Here is a 17059-nt window from a genome sequence, read left to right as displayed (position 1 = left end):
TGGCCAATTAGTAAAAAAACAGGAAGAGCCCGAACATCACCAGCCAGAGACCATCAATGAAGTGCCAGTAAATTCCCAGCATCCGAAGCTGCAAACGGCGGTACGGGTTCCGGATAAAAAACAGGGTGCGCACCCCATCCCGGCTGGCATGGTGGGCACGCCAGAGCAACGACATAAGAAACAGCACCCCGCCCAGCAAGTGCACCACGTGCAGGGCCGAAAGCAGGTAGATGTACGTGGCACTGGCTTCCCCGGTGAACGTTGCGCCGCCCACCAACAACTGCTGCCAGCCCAGGGCCTGCAAGCCCGTGAAAAGAAGCCCGAGCAGCAGCGTGGCGCCAAGGCAGCGCACCAACCCAGGCAGGTTATCAGCCTGGTAAAGGCGCGGAGCCTGGCTGAGGGTATAGCTACTGAGCAGCAGGGCAATGGTGCTCAGGGAAAACACCCGCGGCAGCGCATAAAGCCCAAGTGGAATACCACTGCGCAGACGCGTGTACAGGTAGGCCCCAAGCAGCACGGCAAACAGGACGCCTACCGCGCCAATGCTCAGATACAGAATAAGGAGCAGCGGCGGGACGCGCTCCATACGGGAAAAAGTAGAGGCGGGCTGTCCGGCGCCTACGGTGTTGGGACGATGCTTGTCGGGTTGTTCGGGGCTCATGGGAAACGCAGCAAAAGGCGTACTTACTCGTAACCCTGCCGACCAGCATTTTGATTCGGACCAAAACCTTTTTTTTCCAGCGTGGGCTTACCTGCCAAGATACGTAAAAACCAGGCCGGGGCTATGGTATTTTTCGGTTATTCACTACGAAAAAAAGAGCCTATTTTGCCCAGCACAGCGTTGAACGTAATCTTGGGGCTACGTCCCGTCCCGAAGGTCACGTAGGTTTTGCCGGCCACCCGCAAGTCCAGCACCAAGCCGAGGCGTAGCGCCAGCATGTTCAGTTGCTGTAAGGCGTTGGGCGTGCCGGGGGGCTTGGGCGTTTTGGGTGCCGCCGTTTTGTCGCCGGCCGTCAACTCATCAAGCACCCGCTGGCTGGGAATATTCACGATGAGGTAGGTTCCTGAGGCCGCAATCTGAATATCGTCGCGGCCACGGGAAATGACCAGCCGGGCTTCGATATCAAGGCCCTTAGCCAAGTTGTGCGGGTTTTGGAGCGGCGGGCGGGGTGGCGGCGGGTGGGTTTTCGCCACGGGTACGGATGCGCACCGAGCCGTTGATGCGCCAGGTGCTGGGGGCCCCCTGGGGGTTCTGGGCGTTGGGCACTTGCACTTCCATTTGGTCGAAGGTGCACCCCAGCTCCACGCCCCCGGAGAGTTTCGAAAGCAGGGAAGCGGCCATGTCGGCCCAGTTAGCGGAGGCAGCGGAAGAGTCAGCCATACAAGAGGGAGGTAAATCGGGTGGAAAGGCGGCCCTGTGCCGCGGGGGTGCAAACTACGGCCTGCCAGCAGCAAACGCAACCTACCCCGGGGAAGTTACTCTCTACCGAGGAGCTTTATCCAAATAGCGGGATTTGCGTATGTGGGGCAATGCCAGCAAAGCTGCGCTTTATCCTGCTACCCATGTACGCTCGTTTCTCCCTGCTTGCACCGGCTTTTTTGCTCTTTGGTGCCGCCTGCTCTTCCGCTAGTTCCTCCGCTACCCGGCCCGAAGCCGGCACGCCTGCGCAAGCCAGCCCGGTCGCTGCCGCCCCAGCTTCTGCGGCCCCCGTGGCTTCGGGCGCGGCCCCCGACTGTGCTCACCCCTTTGGGCTGACCAGCTCCAGCGAGCTGCTTTATGCGCTTACTGACGCCAACGGCAAGGCCCTGGGTGAGCTGCGCCAGCGCGTGGTTGGGTTTGGGGAAGAAACCAACAAAAAAGGCACGGTAAAAACCACTACGGTACTCCTGAAGAGCGGCCGCTACGATGCCGACGGCAAGCTGCTTCATCAGCAGGACCTCACCTTCCGCTGCCGCCAGGATACGGCCTTTACGGATGGCACCGCCGAGCTGGAGTTCGACAACCTCCGCTCCTTTCGCGACCGGTATTTCACGGATGCGCCTACGCCTATTGCCTGGCCGCACCAGCCCGCCGCCGGTACCCGTCTGCCTACGGGCGGTATCGTAACGGAAGTACGCAGCTCGGCGGTAGACATTGCCAAGGTGTACACGCGGGTACAGAACCGGCGCGTGGTGGGCGCTCAGGAGACGATAACGGTGCCGGCGGGCTCCTTTGCCTGCTATAAAGTAGAATCGGAGCGGGAAGCCGCCGTGCAGCCCAAACCCGACATCGTCCGCCGGACTACGCAGCGCGTCGTGGATTTTTACAACCCGAGCGTGGGTTTGATCCGCACGGAGGTGTACGACAAGAACAACAAGCTCCAGAGCACCAGCGTACTGGCCCGCCGTACGCTTTAATACGCTCTAAGCAGGGGTATTGAGCGCAACCGGGTTTTATCTTAACTTGCTGGCTGCATCTGCTTCTTGCCCGTCGATATGAAACGCTTGCCCATTTACTTGCTGGGACTCTTCCTGGCTGCCTGCCAGTCGGGCCCGACTACTACCCAGGAAACCACCAAGCCTGATGCGGCCACCGCACCCCAGCCCGAAAAGCCCGCCAACACTTTTGGTGAAACCATTACCGCGGATGGTGCCGTAGCCGTGGCTGAGCTGCCCAAGCTGCTGGGTTCTCGCGACTCGGCCCGCGTGAAGCTGGTAGGTACCACCGACGCCGTGTGCCAGGCCAAGGGCTGCTGGCTGACCATGCAGCTGCCCGAAAAGCAAACCATGCGCGTGCGGTTCCGCGACTACGCCTTCTTTGTGCCCAAGGATATAGCCGGCAAAACCGTGGTGGTAGAAGGCTGGGCACACCGCCGCGAAGTGCCCGTGGATGAGCTCCAGCATTATGCCAAGGATGGGGGCAAATCGGCCAAGGAAATTGCCGCCATTACCAAGCCCGAAACTCAGCTCAGCTTTATGGCCGACGGCGTGCTGGTGCGTTAACGCTTGCTACTCTGTTTTTCTAAAAGAAGGGCCCACCGCTTTGGTGGGCCCTTCTTTTTTTGGGCCGTAACCGCGTGGTTGCCGTACTTGCAGACTTATCCCGCCGCCCCTTGCCTTCCATTTCTATGTCCGACTTGAGCGCCATACAGCAGAAAATCCAGCGCCTCACCGAGCAGCTGCACCACCTCAACTACCAGTATTACCAGAACGATATTTCCGAGGTATCGGACCAGGAGTTTGATGCCCTGCTGCGGGAGTTGCAGGAGCTGGAGCGGCAGTACCCCGAACTGGCCTTAGCCAACTCGCCTACCCAGCGCGTGGGCGGCACCATCACCAAACAGTTTCCTACGGTGGAGCACCGTTTTCCCATGCTCAGCCTGGCCAACACCTATTCTGAGGCCGACTTGCGGGAGTTTGATGAGCGGGTCCGCCGGGGCCTCGAAGGTGCCTCCTACCAGTATGTGTGTGAGCTGAAGTTCGATGGCGTGGCCATGAGCCTGACCTACGAGAATGGCCAGCTCACGCGCGGCGTCACGCGCGGCGACGGTACCCGCGGCGACGTGGTAACCAGCAACGTGCGCACCATCAAAACCCTGCCTTTGCACCTGCGCCCGGCACCCGGCCAACCCCAGGATTTTGAGGTGCGCGGTGAAATCTTCATGCCGCTTTCCGTTTTCAACGACCTGAACCAGGAGCGTGAGCAAAATGGCGAAGCCCTGCTGGCCAACCCGCGCAACGCCGCCTCGGGCACGCTCAAGCTCCAGGACTCGGCTCAGGTGGCCAACCGCCGGCTGCGCTTCTACGCCTACAGCTACCTTAGCCCGCGCCGCACCGATTTTCCCACCCACAGCGCCGCCCTCGCCGCCCTGAAGCAGTGGGGCCTGCCAGTATCCGATACCTGGCGCTTGTGCGGGTCCATCGAAGAAGTACTAAACTTCATTCATCAGTGGGAGAAAGCGCGGTTCGAGTTGCCGGTAGCTACCGATGGCATCGTGATAAAAGTAGACGACCTGCAGCAGCAGGAAGTGCTGGGCTTCACGGCTAAAAGTCCACGCTGGGCCATTGCGTACAAGTACCCGGCCGAGGCTGCCCGCTCCCAACTCCTGGGCATTCAGTACCAGGTAGGGCGCACCGGGGCCGTCACGCCCGTAGCCTTACTCACGCCCGTGCCCCTGGCCGGCACCATCGTCAAGCGCGCTTCGGTGCACAACGCCAACCAGATTGCCGCCCTCGACCTGCGCGTGGGCGACACCGTTTTTGTGGAAAAAGGCGGGGAAATCATTCCCAAGATTACGGGCGTGGATGTAGCCGCCCGGCCCGCCCAGGCCGAACCCATTGTTTACCCCACCGAGTGCCCGGCCTGTGGCACGCCGCTGGTGCGGCCCGAGGGTGAAGCACACTTCCGCTGCCCAAATGACCGGGGCTGCCCGCCCCAGCTGAAAGCCAAGCTGGAGCACTACGTTTCGCGCAAGGCGCTGAACATCGACGGCCTGGGCGCCGAAACCGTCGGTCGTTTCTTTGACTTAGGGTTGGTGACGGACGCAGCTTCCCTCTACGACCTGCCCGCCAAGGCCGCCGAGCTGGCCCAGCTGGAGCGCCTGGGCGAAAAATCGGTGCAGCGGCTGGTTGCCGGGCTGGCGCAAAGCCAGCAGGTGCCGTTTGATAGAGTGCTCTATGGGCTGGGTATCCGCTACGTGGGCGAAACCGTAGCCGAGAAGCTAGCCTACCACTACCGCACCATCGACGCGCTGGCGGCAGCCTCGGGGGCCGAGCTGGCGGCCGTGCCAGAAGTGGGTGGCGTCATTGCTGAATCGGTGGCCGCGTGGTTTGGGCAGCCCGAAAACCGCGACCTGGTTGAGCGGCTGCGGGCGGCAGGCGTCCAGCTAGCCCTTACCGGCGAAGTTCCCCAGGCAAAAAGTGACCGGCTGGCTGGGCAAACCTTTGTGCTTTCGGGCGTATTTGCCGAGCACAGCCGGGAGGAGCTGCAGGAACTCATTCAGCTGCACGGCGGCAAAATCACGGGCTCCATCAGCAAGAAGCTTTCTTTCCTGGTAGCCGGCGACAAAATGGGTCCTGCCAAGCGCGAAAAAGCCACTGAGCTGAAAGTACCCATCATTTCGGAAGCCGAGCTGCTGGCCATGCTGCCCACGGGCGAGGAACCCGCGGCTTCAGCGTCCGAGCCTACTGACAGCCTCACGTCCGGCGCGGAGGCAGCGCCGCAACGTGGGCCGCAGCCCCCGGTTGGCACCAACGGGCAGACTTCGCTGTTTTAGACTTTACCCAGGCAGCACCGCTGGTAGACTCCTTCCACTTCACCCTTCCTTATGAAACTTCTTCGTGCCGGATTACTCTGGGTGCTGGTGGCCCTTCTCACGGGTAAAGTAGCACTGGCGCAGGCACCCGCTCCGCCTCCACCCGACGTTACCCCGGCCAAGGCGGCTAAACTTATCCGCAAACGCCAGGTAGTAGTCCTGGACGTGCGCACCCCCGAGGAGTATGCTGCCGGTCACCTCGCGGGGGCCCGAAATATTAACTTCAAAGCCGCCGACTTTGCCCAGCAGGTAGCTCAACTCGATACTACGCAGACCTACCTTTTGTATTGCGCCAGCGGCAACCGCAGCAGCAAAGCGGCTGCCCTCATGCGCCAGCAGGGGGTACGGAAAGTGGTAAATGCCGGGGCGCTGAAAGACTTGCAAACAACGAAACCACGGATTCGCGCGGATTAGACGGATTGCACGGATTTTGCGGACGGCTCCTTCTGCTGTCTAAACACTAAAAAAGCCTTGCACGCAGCGAGGCTTTTTTAGTGTTTGTCATCCTGAACGCAGGGAAGGACCTTCTCACACCAGCGCATCTTGCTGTAACGTGAGAAGGTCCTTCCCTGCGTTCCGGATGACAAACAGAGTAGCGCGAATCGTCCACAAAATCCGTGCAATCCGTCTAATCCGCGCGAATCCGTGGTTTAGAAACTCTGCACGATGCTGTTGTGCAGCGTGCGGGGGCTCCAGTACCCGCTGGCAATAATGCGGCGGATGGTGTAGAGCGGGTCCTGCTGGTCGCGCTTCTCAGCCAGAATGAAGGCGGCGTCCATACCCCGCTTTTTCAGCTCGGGAATGGACTCGGGGCGCCACAAGCCGAAGGGATAAGCGAAGTAGTTGATCTTTTTGCCGGTAATTTCCTCCAGAGTTTTGGTAGGCTTCTCGATCTGGGTCACCCAGTCTTGGCCTTCGTACTTCTTCACGTTGTGGTGGTCCCAAGTGTGGGAGCCGATGATGTTGCCTTCGTCGGAAAGCTGTTTCACCTGTGCCTTGCTCATGTAGTTAGGGCGGCCCAGGCTCACGGTCATAATAAAATACACCGCCTTGTAGCCATACTTATCCAGCGTGGGCTTGGCCACCGTGAACTGGTCGAGGTCGGTATCGTCGAAGGTGAGCATGATGGGCTTGCTCGGCAGTTTGGCCCCGGTGGTGAGGTAGGCGTAAAGCTGATCGGGCAGAATGGTGTGGTAGCCGGAGTCGGCCAGCATCTTCATCTGCGCCTTGAACTGGGCTACTGGAACTATGTAATCCTTAGCACCTTTTGAGTCTTTGGCGCGCCAGTCGCGGATCTGGTGGTAGCACAGGATGGGCACCTGCGGCCGGGCCAGGATAGCGGCGGCATCGGCGCGCTGGGCCGCCGGAATTTCGCCGGGGCTAGGGGCCTTGGTGGTAGCATCAACCGGGGCAGCGGGGGCAGCCGTGGCGGCGGAGTCGGCGGGCACTGCCGCGGCCGTGGGGTTTTCCGAAGTAGTAGCGGGCTTGGTTTCGCAGCTGGAAAGCAACAGGCCGGCGGCCAGGGAGGCCGAAGCCAGGGTAAGCGGGGTGCGGAAGCGAATCATGGACAAAGTTCAACGAGCGGCAGGGCTTGGCCGGACGTCAGGCGAAAAGGGAGAAATGGCGGGAAGCCGGGCTTTGCGTACCTTCGCGGCGGCTCGTCCCCCTCTACAAAACAACAGCTTATTCTCCGCATGGACAAACTACACGGTACCGGCGTGGCCCTGGTTACCCCGTTCACCGCCTCCGACCACGCCATCGACTACCCGGCTCTGCGTCGGCTCGTAGATTTTATTATTGAGGGCGGAGCCGAATACCTGGTCATCAACGGCACCACGGCCGAGTCGCCCACGCTCACGGCCGAGGAGCGCCGCGGCATTCTGGACGTGGTGCGCCAGCAAACCAAGGGCCGCGTGCCGCTGGTCTACGGTATTGGAGGCAACGATACGGCGGCCGTGGAGCAGCAGCTGCGCACCACTGATCTGGCGGGCGTCTCAGCTATTCTGTCGGTTAGCCCAGCCTACAACAAGCCCAGTCAGGCGGGCATCATTCAGCACTACCTTCGCCTGGCCGAAGCCTCTCCCCTGCCCATCATCCTTTATAACGTGCCGGGCCGCACCATGTCCAACATGACGGCGGCTACCACCCTGCGCCTGGCCCAACACCCCAACATCTTGGGTATCAAGGAGGCCAGCGGCAACCTGGAGCAATGCATGGCCATTGCCAAGGGCAAGCCCCACGGCTTCCTGCTCATCAGCGGCGACGACCTGATGACCACCGCCTTGGTTTCTTTCGGGGCCGTGGGCGTGATTTCGGTACTGGCCAATGCCTTCCCCAAACGGTTCTGCGACATGACCCGCGCCGCCCTGGCCGGTGACTTCCCCAAGGCCAGCAAGCTGCTCTTCGACTTCCTCGAAATCAACCCGCTGATGTACGAGGAAAGCAACCCCGTAGGCGTGAAGGCCGCGCTGGCCAGCCTGGGCCTCTGCTCCCCCGCCGTCCGCCTGCCGTTGGTCGAAGCTTCCGAAGGCTTAAAGGAGCGTGTGCAGAAGCTCCTCTAGTCACTAATGGAATGTAATTGCCCGCAGTGCAGTAGTTTATAAACACAACAACGCCTCGGCTAGATAACCGAGGCGTTGTTGTGTTTGGGCTTCCCGATACTTTTCAAGCAAGCCGAAGCAAGACAATTTTACCATCCGCTGGCCAGGGCGTCGGCTACGTGGAGGGTTTTGATGGGCTTGTTTTCGCGGCGGATGTAAGCGTCGAGGTGCATCAGGCAGCTCGTGTCGGTGCTGATAATGTATTGGGCGCCCGTGGCCAAGGCATGCTCCACCTTTTGCTGGGCCATGGCCACCGAAATAGCCTCGAACTTCACGGCAAAGGTGCCACCGAAGCCGCAGCAGGTTTCATTTTCGGCCATTTCCAGCCGCTCCAGGCCAGTTACAGCATCCAGCAACAGCCGTGGCGCTTCCTTGATACCGCACTCGCGCAGGGCCGAGCAGGAGTCGTGGTAGGTGTACTGGCCCGTCAGCGCAGAGCCGGGTATCTCAGTAATGCCCAGCACGTCCACCAGGAATTCGGTTAGCTCGAAAATGCGGCGCTGCAGGCCGTAGTAGCGGGGTTGGTCGTCGGTGCCCTCAAACAGCTCGGCGTAGGCGTTGCGCACCATACCCACGCACGAAGCCGAGGGACTCACTACGTAGCGGTCGGATGCGCCGGCCGGGAAGTCGTGCAGAAACTTGCGGGCTACGGTGCAGGCTTCGGCTTTATAGCCCGCGTTGTAGGCGGGCTGCCCGCAGCAGGTTTGGTTGGCGTTGTAATGCACCTCGCAGCCCACGGCCTCCAGCACTTTCACCATGTTCAGGGCCGTGTGCGGGAAAATCTGGTCTACAAAGCAGGGAATAAACAGGTCGACGGCAATGGGCATGGCAGGCAGAATCTGACGAAAACATCTGTCATCCTGAGCGGAGCGAAGGACCTTAGCACGTCAGAACATGTCGTTCAAACGCACTAAGGTACTTCGCTCCGCTCAGGATAACAGTCGATTTTGTGTGCAAAGTACGGCTAATGCCCGGCAAAAATCTGCTGATTCAGCCCTTCCGCTTCGGCTAGGGCCTCTAGGTTCAGGTGGAGTTCCTCCCCAGCTTGCCGAGAATATTCGATGAGCCGCTCAGTGGGCATGTTTCCGGTGAGGGCATCGGCAGCCATGGGGCAGCCGCCGTAGCCGCCCAGGGCGCCGTCGAAGCGGCGGCACCCGGCCTCGTAGGCGGCCTGCACTTTCTCGCGCCAGGTATCGGGAGTGGTATGCAGGTGGGCCCCAAACTCGATGTGCGGAAACGCAGCCGAAAGCTCCCGGAACGGCGGGGCAATGGTGGCGGGCGTGCTAGCCCCAATGGTATCCGACAAGGCCACAATGCCCACGCCCAGGGCATCGAGCTTTTGGGTGAAGTCGCCCAACACAGCGGGGCTCCAGGCGTCGCCGTAGGGGTTACCGAAGCCCATACTCAGGTACACTACCTGCTCCTGCCCGGTGCGGACGCACAGTTCCTGCATGCGGGCTACGTCGTCGAGGGCCTGGGTGATGCTTTTGTTGGTATTGCGCTGCTGAAACGTCTCGGACACCGAGAGCGGAAAGCCGATGTAGCGGATCTGCGGATGCTGGGCGGCGGTTTCGGCCCCGCGCAGGTTAGCCACAATAGCCAGCAGCCGCGTACCTGACTGGCTTAGGTCCAATCCTTCCAATACCTCCGCCGTGTCGGCGAGTTGCGGAATAGCTTTGGGCGAGACGAACGAGCCGAAGTCCAGGGTGTCGAACCCCACCCGCAGCAGGGCGTTGAGGTAGGCGGTTTTCTGGGTGGTAGGAATGAACGTAGTCCAGCCCTGCATGGCGTCGCGGGGGCATTCAACGAGTTTCATAGGCGGCGGGAAATGGGTGGAGCGTAAAGGTAGAATCTACCCTGACAACGCAGCCGGGAAAGCCCGAACTTTCCAGTCCGGGCTTTCTTTGTAGGGCCTCTGCCGTAACCGCACGGGCCACACAAAGGTTAGCTGCGCACGATGCCGTAGCGGCCACCCTTCACATCCAGAATCAGCGCGCCGCCCACGAAAGGCTCGTTGCCCAGCATGCCATCCATACCCGAAAAGCGCATCAGGGTTTCCTGCATCAGGTTCATGCCGGTCATGTACGTGACGGTGCCCAGCGGAACTTCCGCGGAGCCGAAGCGGAATTTGGCCGCAGTGGGTACGGTATAGAGCAGCAGTTTTTTGCCCCAGGAATTGGTGGTATCGGTACGAACGGGGGCGCCGGGCGTGGCCATTTCTTGCCAGTTGTCCTGGCTGGTGAGCAGGTTATAGGCGCTGGTCCCCGAGTCAAATAGCAGCTGACGGGGTTTGTCGTCGAGAGTGGCATCCAGCAGCACGCGGCGCTCTTTGAACGCCAGCGGCGCAAAGGTGGCGCGGGCAGCCAGCGGAGCAGGCACTTCGTTGCTCAGCGTGAAATGGCCAGCGGCGTAGTCAAGTATCAGCACGCGGCCGTCCAAGGCGTCGGTACCGAGGGAGCCGATGATGTATGGTGCAAGGCTGTCGGCGGGCAGCGTGCCAGCTCCTTGAAGCAGCACCTTGGTGTTGCCAACCGTCACCTGAGCACCACCCATGGTAAAGCGGAATTCAGGTACCACGTTTCCCTGGAGCTTGAGGCTGGTACCCAAGCTGGGGTAGTGTCGGGTGAGGGTATCCAGCTGGTTAGCGTACAGCACAGTATAGGGAGCACCGGTATCGACCTGCAAAAAGCACGTGCGGGGGCAGTTGGGCAGCCGGACGGGCACCAGCAGCCCAGCGTGCGGAATGGCCGGCTTGGCCGTGGTATCGGCCCACCAGCGCAGGTCGCCGGAGGCGGGCAGGCCCGCTACGGTGAGCTGGTTGGCGGGCGGGGCAAACTTCTGCTTCATGTAGAAGTAGCCACCAATACCGCTCACGACGAGCAACACGACAACGGAGAGCAGGATTTTGGCAAGCGTTTTCATAGCGAGAAAAAGAGAAGGTTAGAAGACGGAGGCAAACCTAGCCGGTTTCGTTGCCAGCCCCTGCGTCATTTTGCCGCCATTTTCCCGCCATTAACTACAACCCGCTTTTTAGCAGAAACTTACGTTTAGAGCCTGACTCGATAAATAGTTAAATCACCCCGCCGCAGCCGCCCGGCGTAGTACACTACAGTCAGTACATTGAGCAGATACGACCCGATAAAAACCGCCAAATACCCGCCGCGCCACAGCGGCATATCCAGCGCATGCGCTACCTGGTAGCCCACCATCAGTAAGGTATAAGCGAAGAAGCTGCCCACTTGCCACAGAATCTGAAAGCCCAGCACCCGCCGCCCCACTTCCGCCGCGTGCAGGATAGTATGCCGCCTTCTACGCCAAAGCACAAATGGGACGATGATGTTGAGCAAGGGCAGCACCAGCAAGCTCAGGGCACTCAGGTTGAGGAGCTGCAGAAACTCCGGGTCGGGCCGCAACGGACTGTAGTGCGTGACAATCGGCCCGGGCGGTGTAGTTACCAGCGCAGTTTGCGGAGTTGGCTCCGAGGCACTCACCAGCGCATCCGTCTGGCTCAACTCCTGATTTAGCCCGGCCAGAGGCTCGGGCAGTTTCGGTACAGTTATTCTGGGTGTGAATTCAGCCGAAGGAACTTCAGCCGCTGGGGTTGCTACACGCTCCGGCTCCGCACGCAAGTCCTCCAATGACACACCCAGCGCCGTCGCCAGGGCCTGCAGCGTGTGCCCCCGGGGTATGGTTTCACCTTGCTCTACTCGCTGAATAGTCCGCAGGCCTACCCCTGCCTGCTCCGCCAGCATCTCCTGAGAAAAACCTTTGCTTTTGCGGATAGCAACAATGCGGGCAGGGGAAAACATAAGCAAAATCAGAACAGCGAAAACAAGGCAATAATACGGTTTTCCGCACCCGCGTTTCACCGGCGTGCCTGAGAACTGCGTGTGCACGGCTGCTTTTCCTAGTTCAGCCTCCCGGCGAACTACCCGGCACAAATCGGGGTTTTAAGTAGAATCGAACTTCGTCTATGCCGTTTTCTCTGCGCTCCGCGCTCTATTTGTTTGTTTTCCTTGTGCTGGCGGCCTGCGGCAAGCAGCAAACCCTGCAGGGCATCTTTCACCAGCCCACCACCCCTCACGAAACCTACGCCCGCCGCCTGCGGCAGGCCGGCCTCGATGGTACTGCGCTCGGTCGCGACTGGCTGGCCGCCGCCGATCAGGTCCTGCGTGACTCGCTGGTTGTGACGCTGCCTTTTGAGGAAACCGGTTACTTCCGGGCCGAGCGCGCCACTGCCGCCTCCTACCGCTACGCCGTGCGCGCCGGCGAAACCGTGCGCGTAAGTCTGGCCATTGCGCCCGGCACCCAGGCCCACGTGTTTCTGGACGCCTTCGAGCTGCAGCCCGACCGCGCCGCACCCACCCACCTGGCATCGGCCGACACGACCACCCTTTCCTTTAGCTACGTGGTGGAAGACGACCGGCAGCACCTGCTGCGCGTGCAGCCCGAGCTGCTGCGCACCGGCCGCTACACGTTGCGCATACAGCGCACTCCTTCCCTTTCCTTCCCGGTGCAGGGCAAGAACGATGTGGCCGTGGGTTCCTTCTGGGGGGCCGAACGCGACCAGGGTGCCCGCTTGCACGAGGGCATCGACATCTTTGCCAGACGCGGTACGCCGGTGGTGGCGGCCGCAACCGGCTATATCACCCGCGTAAATGAAACGCCACGGGGTGGCAAAGTGGTGTGGCTGGCCGATGCTGCCCACGGCCAGCACCTCTACTACGCCCACCTCGACCGGCAACTGGTGCAGCCCGGCCAGCAGGTACGCATGGGCGACACGCTGGGGCTGGTGGGCAACACCGGCAATGCCCGCACCACCCAGCCCCACCTGCACTTTGGCGTGTACCGCGCCGGCCGCGGGGCCGTGGACCCTTACCCCTTCGTGCGCCGCGCCGATGCCGCACCGGCGGCCCCACGCAGCTTGTCCGCGCGGCTGGGCCAGTGGGTGCGCGTGCGCGACCAAGCCACCGACCTGCGCCGCAGTCCCGCTGCCAAAGCCGAAAAGCTAACCTCGTTGCCCCGCGCTACTGCCCTTTATGTACTGGGCGCCCAGGCCGACTGGTACCGCGTGGAACAGCCTGACGGTCAAGTTGGCTACCTTCTCACCCGTGCGGTAACACCGGCCGCTGAGCCCCTGCGCCGCGAAACCGTACCTGCGGCAGCCGATTTGTTGGCCTGGCCCAAAGCCGGGGCTCCGGCACTCAATGCCTTACCCGCACGTAGTGCCGTGGCTGTGTTGGGTGCGTTTGGAGGCTACTGGCTGGTGCGCAACGAGGCCGGCCTACTCGGTTGGCTCCCTCAGAACCAACGAAAGTCATAGCCCTTTTTCTTCACCGCATCTTCACTTACGGCCAGTTACCTTGGCTGCGGTGAACTGGAGAAGTATGGGGCAGCTTTAGTTGGTAAAAGCTGCCCCTATTCCTGCCCTCGCCTCCCCGTGGCCTCTCCCTATTTCATACAGAAGCTCCAGCCTTACAGCTGGAGCTTTTCTTTTTTCTCAGGTTCCGAAGGCAGCTGTTACTCCGCTACAATCACCGTTTTGTTCAGCTTGCGAGCATACGCCAAGCGACGTTCCCGGCCACCGGCCGCCGTGTAGTCGAACCCCACGGAGCGGTTGTCTTCGCGCACGGCCTGCCAGGCTTCCTGGTCGTCTACTGTGGCGGCTTCCATGGTGCGGGGCACGGCCGGGGACGTAAATTTATCCTCGCTAAAGAAATTGTTCATCGATTTGAGAATGGCAATTTCCTTGTCACGAACGGTAGCAGCCTGTGGGTCTTCTAAATCCCGCTCATTGAGTAGAGCCAGGGCCGGCATCACCTCATTGCGGAGGGTGTCGCCTTTGCTGGAAATGATCAGGAAGCGGGCTTTGCTACTGATAATTTTGGTACCCTGCAGGAGCAGCACAAACCGGTCCTTGGCTTTGGGGTCGGAAAACTCGTGGGCAGTGCGCACGGAGTTGAGCACGCTGGTAGGCGTCAGGCGGGCGCGCTGGCCTTCGGGCGTAGGCGAAAACACCCGGTCGGCATTTTTAGACGTGGCCGATTCACGCTCCGTGGTGATGCAGGAAGCCTGCAGCAGCAACAGGATGAAGGACACGGGAAGGAGCAGTTTTTTCATGGGAAGAGCGAAACGGCGTCGGGCAAAGAATAACCGGGTAATGTACTATGTGGGGAATTTGCCCCGGGAAGTGCTGACTGCAGCTAGTTGAACAGCCGGCAGAGTAGCCCGCCCGCTGCATTCTAGGGGCACATACGGTAAAGAGGGCGGGAAGTTAACCTAAGTACCTGGCATCACAGCCAGCCAAAATCCAATCCTACCGTCCAGCGGGGAAGATCGGACCAGGCAGCTACGGCCGTCCCGCGCCACGGCTCGGAAAAGCGGCGCCGGGCCACGAGGGCGTAGCGCCCCGAACCCAGGCGCAGGCTGGCGCCATAAGCCCACCGCGCAGCATAAGGCAGGCCTTGTTCGGTCACCTTCACGGTTTTGGCCGCAGCGCCGGGTTTGTCTTTGTAAGTATGCAGGGTAGCAAACGCCCAGCTTCCCCAGCCTCCCAGGTCGAGGTAGCGCCCAATGACGTTGCCCCGCGCCCCGAAGTTCAGCCGCACGAAGGGCTCGGCCTGCAGTTGTTGCCACACCAGGCTTTCCCGGTTGTGCAGGGTAGCCGTGGGCACCTGCTTGCTGGCTTGCTGAGTGAGCCGATAGGCCAGGCGGCTGTACTGAGTGCCCAAACCGACGGCTGCCGTTTGGCTGAGACGCCATTTCTGCCGCCAGCCCAGAAAAAGCTCCCCGGATTTTGCCCGACTAACGGGCGCCGCGGCCGAACTACTGCCCAGTGCCACGGCGTAGCCCACGTACAGGTGTCCGTAGCGGGCCCGGTTAGGCCCCGTGCGCTGAACAGCCGTATCCGCCGCCACATTCCCCTGCAGCAGCACCCGCTGAGCGGCCACCGGCAGGGCACTCCACAGGCCCAAGCCAAGGGCCAGCAAAAAGATACTTCTCATGGCTGCACGGTATACGAATGAGTGTAGCCGTTGAAGGCAACGCGCACCACGTCTTGAGGAAGCAGTGCCGACAGCTGTACCTGCGCCACTACGCGCTGGGTAACCTCCCGCACCTCGTAGGTGCGCAGCACGCCGCGGGCATCGGCTACGTGCAGGTAGAGGTAAGCAGGTGCCTTTGCCTGAGCCGGCAAAAGCGGCTCTTCGTCTACTGCTGTGCTAGTCACTGCGGCGGCTATTTCCTCATAGGGCAGCGGCCCTGCGGCTGGCTGTTCCCGTATCACCACCCGCAACGTTGAGTCGGTGCGCACAAAGTCAAAGGTAGGGCTGGGGGCTGAGGCTGCCGGCGCCAACGCGCGGGCAGCGGTTGGGCAGCCGTAGCCCTGGGCGTAGTCGAAGTACGGATATAGGCTACCGGCCTGCTGCAGGGCCTGGAAAAGCTGCATCACCGAGAGCTGACGCTGCTGCTGCCAAAGGCAGGCGGCCAGCCCGGCTACCAACGGGCTGGCAAAAGAGGTACCTTCGGTGCGCTCGTAGCCGCCCGGCACCGCCGTAATGGCCTCCCCGAAGGCTACCACGTTGGGCTTCAGGTGCCGGTTGGCGGTGGGGCCCCGCGAAGAAAAGGACTCGGGCAGCCAGGTAGCCGGGTCGATACCGCCCACGGAAAGCACTGAGTCCTGGTCGGCCGGGGTACCTACGATGCCCCAGCGGAGGTCGTCGCCGTCGTTGCCGGCGGCGCATACCACCAGCATGCCCTTGCGCACGGCCAGCGCGGCGGCGCGGGCTACCAGGCTGGTTCGGCCATTCATCTGCTCCCGAAAATAGCGCCGCTCCGTGTAGCCCAACGACGAATTGATGATATCGGCCCCGTTCCGGTCGGCCCACTCTACGGCGGCCAGCCAGGCTTCCTCCTCACTGTACCGCTCACTGTACTCACGCTCCGTGCGGGCCAGCAGAAACTCGGCATCCTGCGCGACGCCCAGCCCGGTGCCATCGGGCAGCTGCCCCGCCAGGCACGACAGCACCTGCGTGCCGTGCGTGCCGTAGTCATACACAAAAGGGCGTTGCCGGATAAAATCCCAGGTGCTTACCACCCGCTGGCTGTTGCGCAGGTGGGCAAAGGCCGCATGGGTATCGGTGCCGGAAAAGCCTACGTCGAAAATGGCAATGCGCAGGCCTTTGCCCGTCAGCTGGGCCTGGTGCAGGGCCCCCAGGCCCAGAGCAGCCGTCTGCTGCCGGGCCAGCTGCAGGTCGAGACCGGTCAGGGGAGCGGGGGCCACCACGGCAGGCTGAGCGTCGGGGGTGTTGCTTACCGTGCGACGAACAACGGCCCGCACGCCGGGCAGCCGCTGCAGGGCAGCTACCTGGGCTGGCGTAGCCCGGCACGCTACGGCATTAAACCACCGGCTCACAAAGGTGAGGGTATCTGCGCGCTGCCGGATGGCCTGCACATAATCAGCCCGCACGGGAAAGTCGGTGCTATCGGCGGCGGGTAGGTGCTGGCGCTGGCGCCGACGTTGGGCAGCCGGGGTAAAATAACGCCGGGCATCGAGGGTAGTCCCTTTTTTATCACCCAGCAACACCCAATAGGGCTCGGCAGCCGCCGAAGTGCGTTGCGCGCTGGCGGGCCGCGCAACTAACGCCAGGCACAGCGCAACAGCTATTCTTTTTACGTTTCTGATAAACGCCTGATAATGGTGCATCAGCGGGAAGACCTACCGCCTCCTGGTAGAGCGCGGGGCCGCGAAGGTACGCGTTAGGGGTGGGCAGCGCAACCGGTAGACAGCGTACCAATTGGCGCCGCCGGCCCGACCAGTCTGGGTTAGATTTTGTATGCACGAAAACAAAAACGGCCGGACTATGCGCCGTATTTCCCCGCTAAATTTCCCGCAAAATAAAATAGCCCGTCGGGTAACCCCGGGAAATTATGCGAGCAATAATCTATTCTTACCCTCCATAACCACCCGAACATTTGTAAGCCTGCGTTGCAGCCACTTACTGGCAGTTTTGAGCGGTATTTCAGATAGTCAACGTTTTATTTGCATTAAAAATGATTTAATCAAAACCAAATTTCCGTATTATCGAATAGGTAGTTGTCTCATGGTTATTTTTGCATCACCTTTGAGCCAGAATTCTTCATTTCCTTGTTTACTTCTTAAAACTC

At 61.2% G+C, this 17059-nt stretch carries 17 protein-coding genes; 6 read left to right on the top strand and 11 right to left on the bottom strand.

Going from position 1 to position 17059, the window contains the following annotated elements; translation table 11 throughout:
* Nucleotides 1–7: 7 nt before the first annotated feature.
* The 3 genes from HER32_RS19910 to HER32_RS19900 form a co-directional block, all read right to left on the bottom strand.
* Nucleotides 8–661 carry a heme-copper oxidase subunit III gene (locus tag HER32_RS19910; protein WP_232066321.1) on the bottom strand — a complete coding sequence of 218 codons (654 nt, stop codon included), beginning with the start codon at nucleotides 659–661 and terminating at the stop codon, nucleotides 8–10.
* Nucleotides 662–798: 137 nt separating this feature from the next.
* A complete protein-coding gene (locus HER32_RS19905) occupies nucleotides 799–1140 on the bottom strand; it encodes a hypothetical protein (RefSeq protein ID WP_168683129.1) in 342 nt (113 codons plus the stop codon).
* Nucleotides 1133–1381, bottom strand: coding sequence for a hypothetical protein (locus HER32_RS19900; protein ID WP_149071600.1), 249 nt, complete (start codon nucleotides 1379–1381; stop codon nucleotides 1133–1135). The genes HER32_RS19905 and HER32_RS19900 overlap by 8 nt, the downstream gene beginning before the upstream one ends.
* A gap of 182 nt (nucleotides 1382–1563) precedes the next feature.
* On the opposite strand from HER32_RS19900, the gene HER32_RS19895 reads away from it, so the two are divergent.
* From HER32_RS19895 to HER32_RS19880, 4 genes are all read left to right on the top strand, one after another.
* Nucleotides 1564–2397, top strand: coding sequence for a hypothetical protein (locus HER32_RS19895; protein ID WP_149071599.1), 834 nt, complete (start codon nucleotides 1564–1566; stop codon nucleotides 2395–2397).
* A 78-nt stretch (nucleotides 2398–2475) separates the two neighbouring features.
* Nucleotides 2476–2982, top strand: coding sequence for a DUF4920 domain-containing protein (locus tag HER32_RS19890; protein WP_149071598.1), 507 nt, complete (start codon nucleotides 2476–2478; stop codon nucleotides 2980–2982).
* Nucleotides 2983–3107: 125 nt separating this feature from the next.
* Nucleotides 3108–5255 carry an NAD-dependent DNA ligase LigA gene (gene ligA / locus HER32_RS19885; protein WP_168683128.1) on the top strand — a complete coding sequence of 716 codons (2148 nt, stop codon included), beginning with the start codon at nucleotides 3108–3110 and terminating at the stop codon, nucleotides 5253–5255.
* A 51-nt stretch (nucleotides 5256–5306) separates the two neighbouring features.
* A complete protein-coding gene (locus HER32_RS19880) occupies nucleotides 5307–5708 on the top strand; it encodes a rhodanese-like domain-containing protein (protein WP_168683127.1) in 402 nt (133 codons plus the stop codon).
* A gap of 236 nt (nucleotides 5709–5944) precedes the next feature.
* Here HER32_RS19880 and HER32_RS19875 read toward each other — a convergent pair whose 3' ends face one another.
* Nucleotides 5945–6859, bottom strand: coding sequence for a polysaccharide deacetylase family protein (locus HER32_RS19875; protein WP_168683126.1), 915 nt, complete (start codon nucleotides 6857–6859; stop codon nucleotides 5945–5947).
* A gap of 129 nt (nucleotides 6860–6988) precedes the next feature.
* On the opposite strand from HER32_RS19875, the gene dapA reads away from it, so the two are divergent.
* On the top strand, nucleotides 6989–7855 hold the full coding sequence (gene dapA, locus HER32_RS19870; protein WP_168683125.1) for a 4-hydroxy-tetrahydrodipicolinate synthase: 867 nt from the start codon (nucleotides 6989–6991) through the stop codon (nucleotides 7853–7855).
* A gap of 128 nt (nucleotides 7856–7983) precedes the next feature.
* Here the strand turns inward: dapA and HER32_RS19865 are convergent, their stop codons facing one another.
* The 4 genes from HER32_RS19865 to HER32_RS19850 all read right to left on the bottom strand — a co-directional run bounded on the left by HER32_RS19865 (nucleotide 7984) and on the right by HER32_RS19850 (nucleotide 11703).
* Entirely contained in the window at nucleotides 7984–8721 is a 738-nt protein-coding gene (locus tag HER32_RS19865) for a (Fe-S)-binding protein (protein WP_197748853.1), read from the bottom strand.
* A gap of 137 nt (nucleotides 8722–8858) precedes the next feature.
* Nucleotides 8859–9710, bottom strand: coding sequence for a hydroxymethylglutaryl-CoA lyase (locus tag HER32_RS19860; RefSeq protein WP_168683124.1), 852 nt, complete (start codon nucleotides 9708–9710; stop codon nucleotides 8859–8861).
* Between the two features lie 128 nt (nucleotides 9711–9838).
* On the bottom strand, nucleotides 9839–10816 hold the full coding sequence (locus tag HER32_RS19855) for a hypothetical protein (RefSeq protein WP_168683123.1): 978 nt from the start codon (nucleotides 10814–10816) through the stop codon (nucleotides 9839–9841).
* Nucleotides 10817–10941: 125 nt separating this feature from the next.
* A complete protein-coding gene (locus HER32_RS19850) occupies nucleotides 10942–11703 on the bottom strand; it encodes a helix-turn-helix domain-containing protein (protein WP_168683122.1) in 762 nt (253 codons plus the stop codon).
* 164 nt (nucleotides 11704–11867) lie between these two features.
* On the opposite strand from HER32_RS19850, the gene HER32_RS19845 reads away from it, so the two are divergent.
* A complete protein-coding gene (locus tag HER32_RS19845) occupies nucleotides 11868–13217 on the top strand; it encodes a M23 family metallopeptidase (RefSeq protein ID WP_168683121.1) in 1350 nt (449 codons plus the stop codon).
* A gap of 197 nt (nucleotides 13218–13414) precedes the next feature.
* On the opposite strand, the gene HER32_RS19840 is transcribed toward HER32_RS19845, so the two are convergent.
* From HER32_RS19840 to HER32_RS19830, 3 genes are all read right to left on the bottom strand, one after another.
* The gene (locus HER32_RS19840) at nucleotides 13415–14014 is read right to left on the bottom strand and encodes a hypothetical protein (protein ID WP_168683120.1); all 600 of its coding nucleotides are present in this window, start codon (nucleotides 14012–14014) and stop codon (nucleotides 13415–13417) included.
* A gap of 173 nt (nucleotides 14015–14187) precedes the next feature.
* A complete protein-coding gene (locus HER32_RS19835; protein WP_168683119.1) occupies nucleotides 14188–14898 on the bottom strand; it encodes a hypothetical protein in 711 nt (236 codons plus the stop codon).
* Nucleotides 14895–16598: a S8 family serine peptidase gene (locus HER32_RS19830; RefSeq protein WP_168683118.1), complete on the bottom strand. Its 1704-nt coding sequence runs from the start codon at nucleotides 16596–16598 to the stop codon at nucleotides 14895–14897. Before HER32_RS19830 ends, HER32_RS19835 begins: the two co-directional genes overlap by 4 nt.
* Nucleotides 16599–17059: the final 461 nt, after the last annotated feature.

The organism is Hymenobacter sp. BT18 (assembly GCF_012273015.1).
Lineage (GTDB): Bacteria > Bacteroidota > Bacteroidia > Cytophagales > Hymenobacteraceae > Hymenobacter > Hymenobacter lutimineralis.
Note: the sequence above shows the minus strand (reverse complement) of the source record. Positions and strands in the feature narration are given on the sequence as shown.

What these genes read in the sequence shown, in the direction of transcription:
- HER32_RS19910 (WP_232066321.1), bottom strand. Translation starts at nt 661, where the DNA reads ATGAGCCCCGAACAACCCGACAAGCATCGTCCCAACACCGTAGGCGCC.
- HER32_RS19900 (WP_149071600.1), bottom strand. Translation starts at nt 1,381, where the DNA reads ATGGCTGACTCTTCCGCTGCCTCCGCTAACTGGGCCGACATGGCCGCT.
- HER32_RS19895 (WP_149071599.1), top strand. Translation starts at nt 1,564, where the DNA reads ATGTACGCTCGTTTCTCCCTGCTTGCACCGGCTTTTTTGCTCTTTGGT.
- HER32_RS19890 (WP_149071598.1), top strand. Translation starts at nt 2,476, where the DNA reads ATGAAACGCTTGCCCATTTACTTGCTGGGACTCTTCCTGGCTGCCTGC.
- ligA (WP_168683128.1), top strand. Translation starts at nt 3,108, where the DNA reads ATGTCCGACTTGAGCGCCATACAGCAGAAAATCCAGCGCCTCACCGAG.
- HER32_RS19880 (WP_168683127.1), top strand. Translation starts at nt 5,307, where the DNA reads ATGAAACTTCTTCGTGCCGGATTACTCTGGGTGCTGGTGGCCCTTCTC.
- HER32_RS19875 (WP_168683126.1), bottom strand. Translation starts at nt 6,859, where the DNA reads ATGATTCGCTTCCGCACCCCGCTTACCCTGGCTTCGGCCTCCCTGGCC.
- dapA (WP_168683125.1), top strand. Translation starts at nt 6,989, where the DNA reads ATGGACAAACTACACGGTACCGGCGTGGCCCTGGTTACCCCGTTCACC.
- HER32_RS19865 (WP_197748853.1), bottom strand. Translation starts at nt 8,721, where the DNA reads ATGCCCATTGCCGTCGACCTGTTTATTCCCTGCTTTGTAGACCAGATT.
- HER32_RS19860 (WP_168683124.1), bottom strand. Translation starts at nt 9,710, where the DNA reads ATGAAACTCGTTGAATGCCCCCGCGACGCCATGCAGGGCTGGACTACG.
- HER32_RS19855 (WP_168683123.1), bottom strand. Translation starts at nt 10,816, where the DNA reads ATGAAAACGCTTGCCAAAATCCTGCTCTCCGTTGTCGTGTTGCTCGTC.
- HER32_RS19850 (WP_168683122.1), bottom strand. Translation starts at nt 11,703, where the DNA reads ATGTTTTCCCCTGCCCGCATTGTTGCTATCCGCAAAAGCAAAGGTTTT.
- HER32_RS19845 (WP_168683121.1), top strand. Translation starts at nt 11,868, where the DNA reads ATGCCGTTTTCTCTGCGCTCCGCGCTCTATTTGTTTGTTTTCCTTGTG.
- HER32_RS19840 (WP_168683120.1), bottom strand. Translation starts at nt 14,014, where the DNA reads ATGAAAAAACTGCTCCTTCCCGTGTCCTTCATCCTGTTGCTGCTGCAG.
- HER32_RS19835 (WP_168683119.1), bottom strand. Translation starts at nt 14,898, where the DNA reads ATGAGAAGTATCTTTTTGCTGGCCCTTGGCTTGGGCCTGTGGAGTGCC.
- HER32_RS19830 (WP_168683118.1), bottom strand. Translation starts at nt 16,598, where the DNA reads ATGCACCATTATCAGGCGTTTATCAGAAACGTAAAAAGAATAGCTGTT.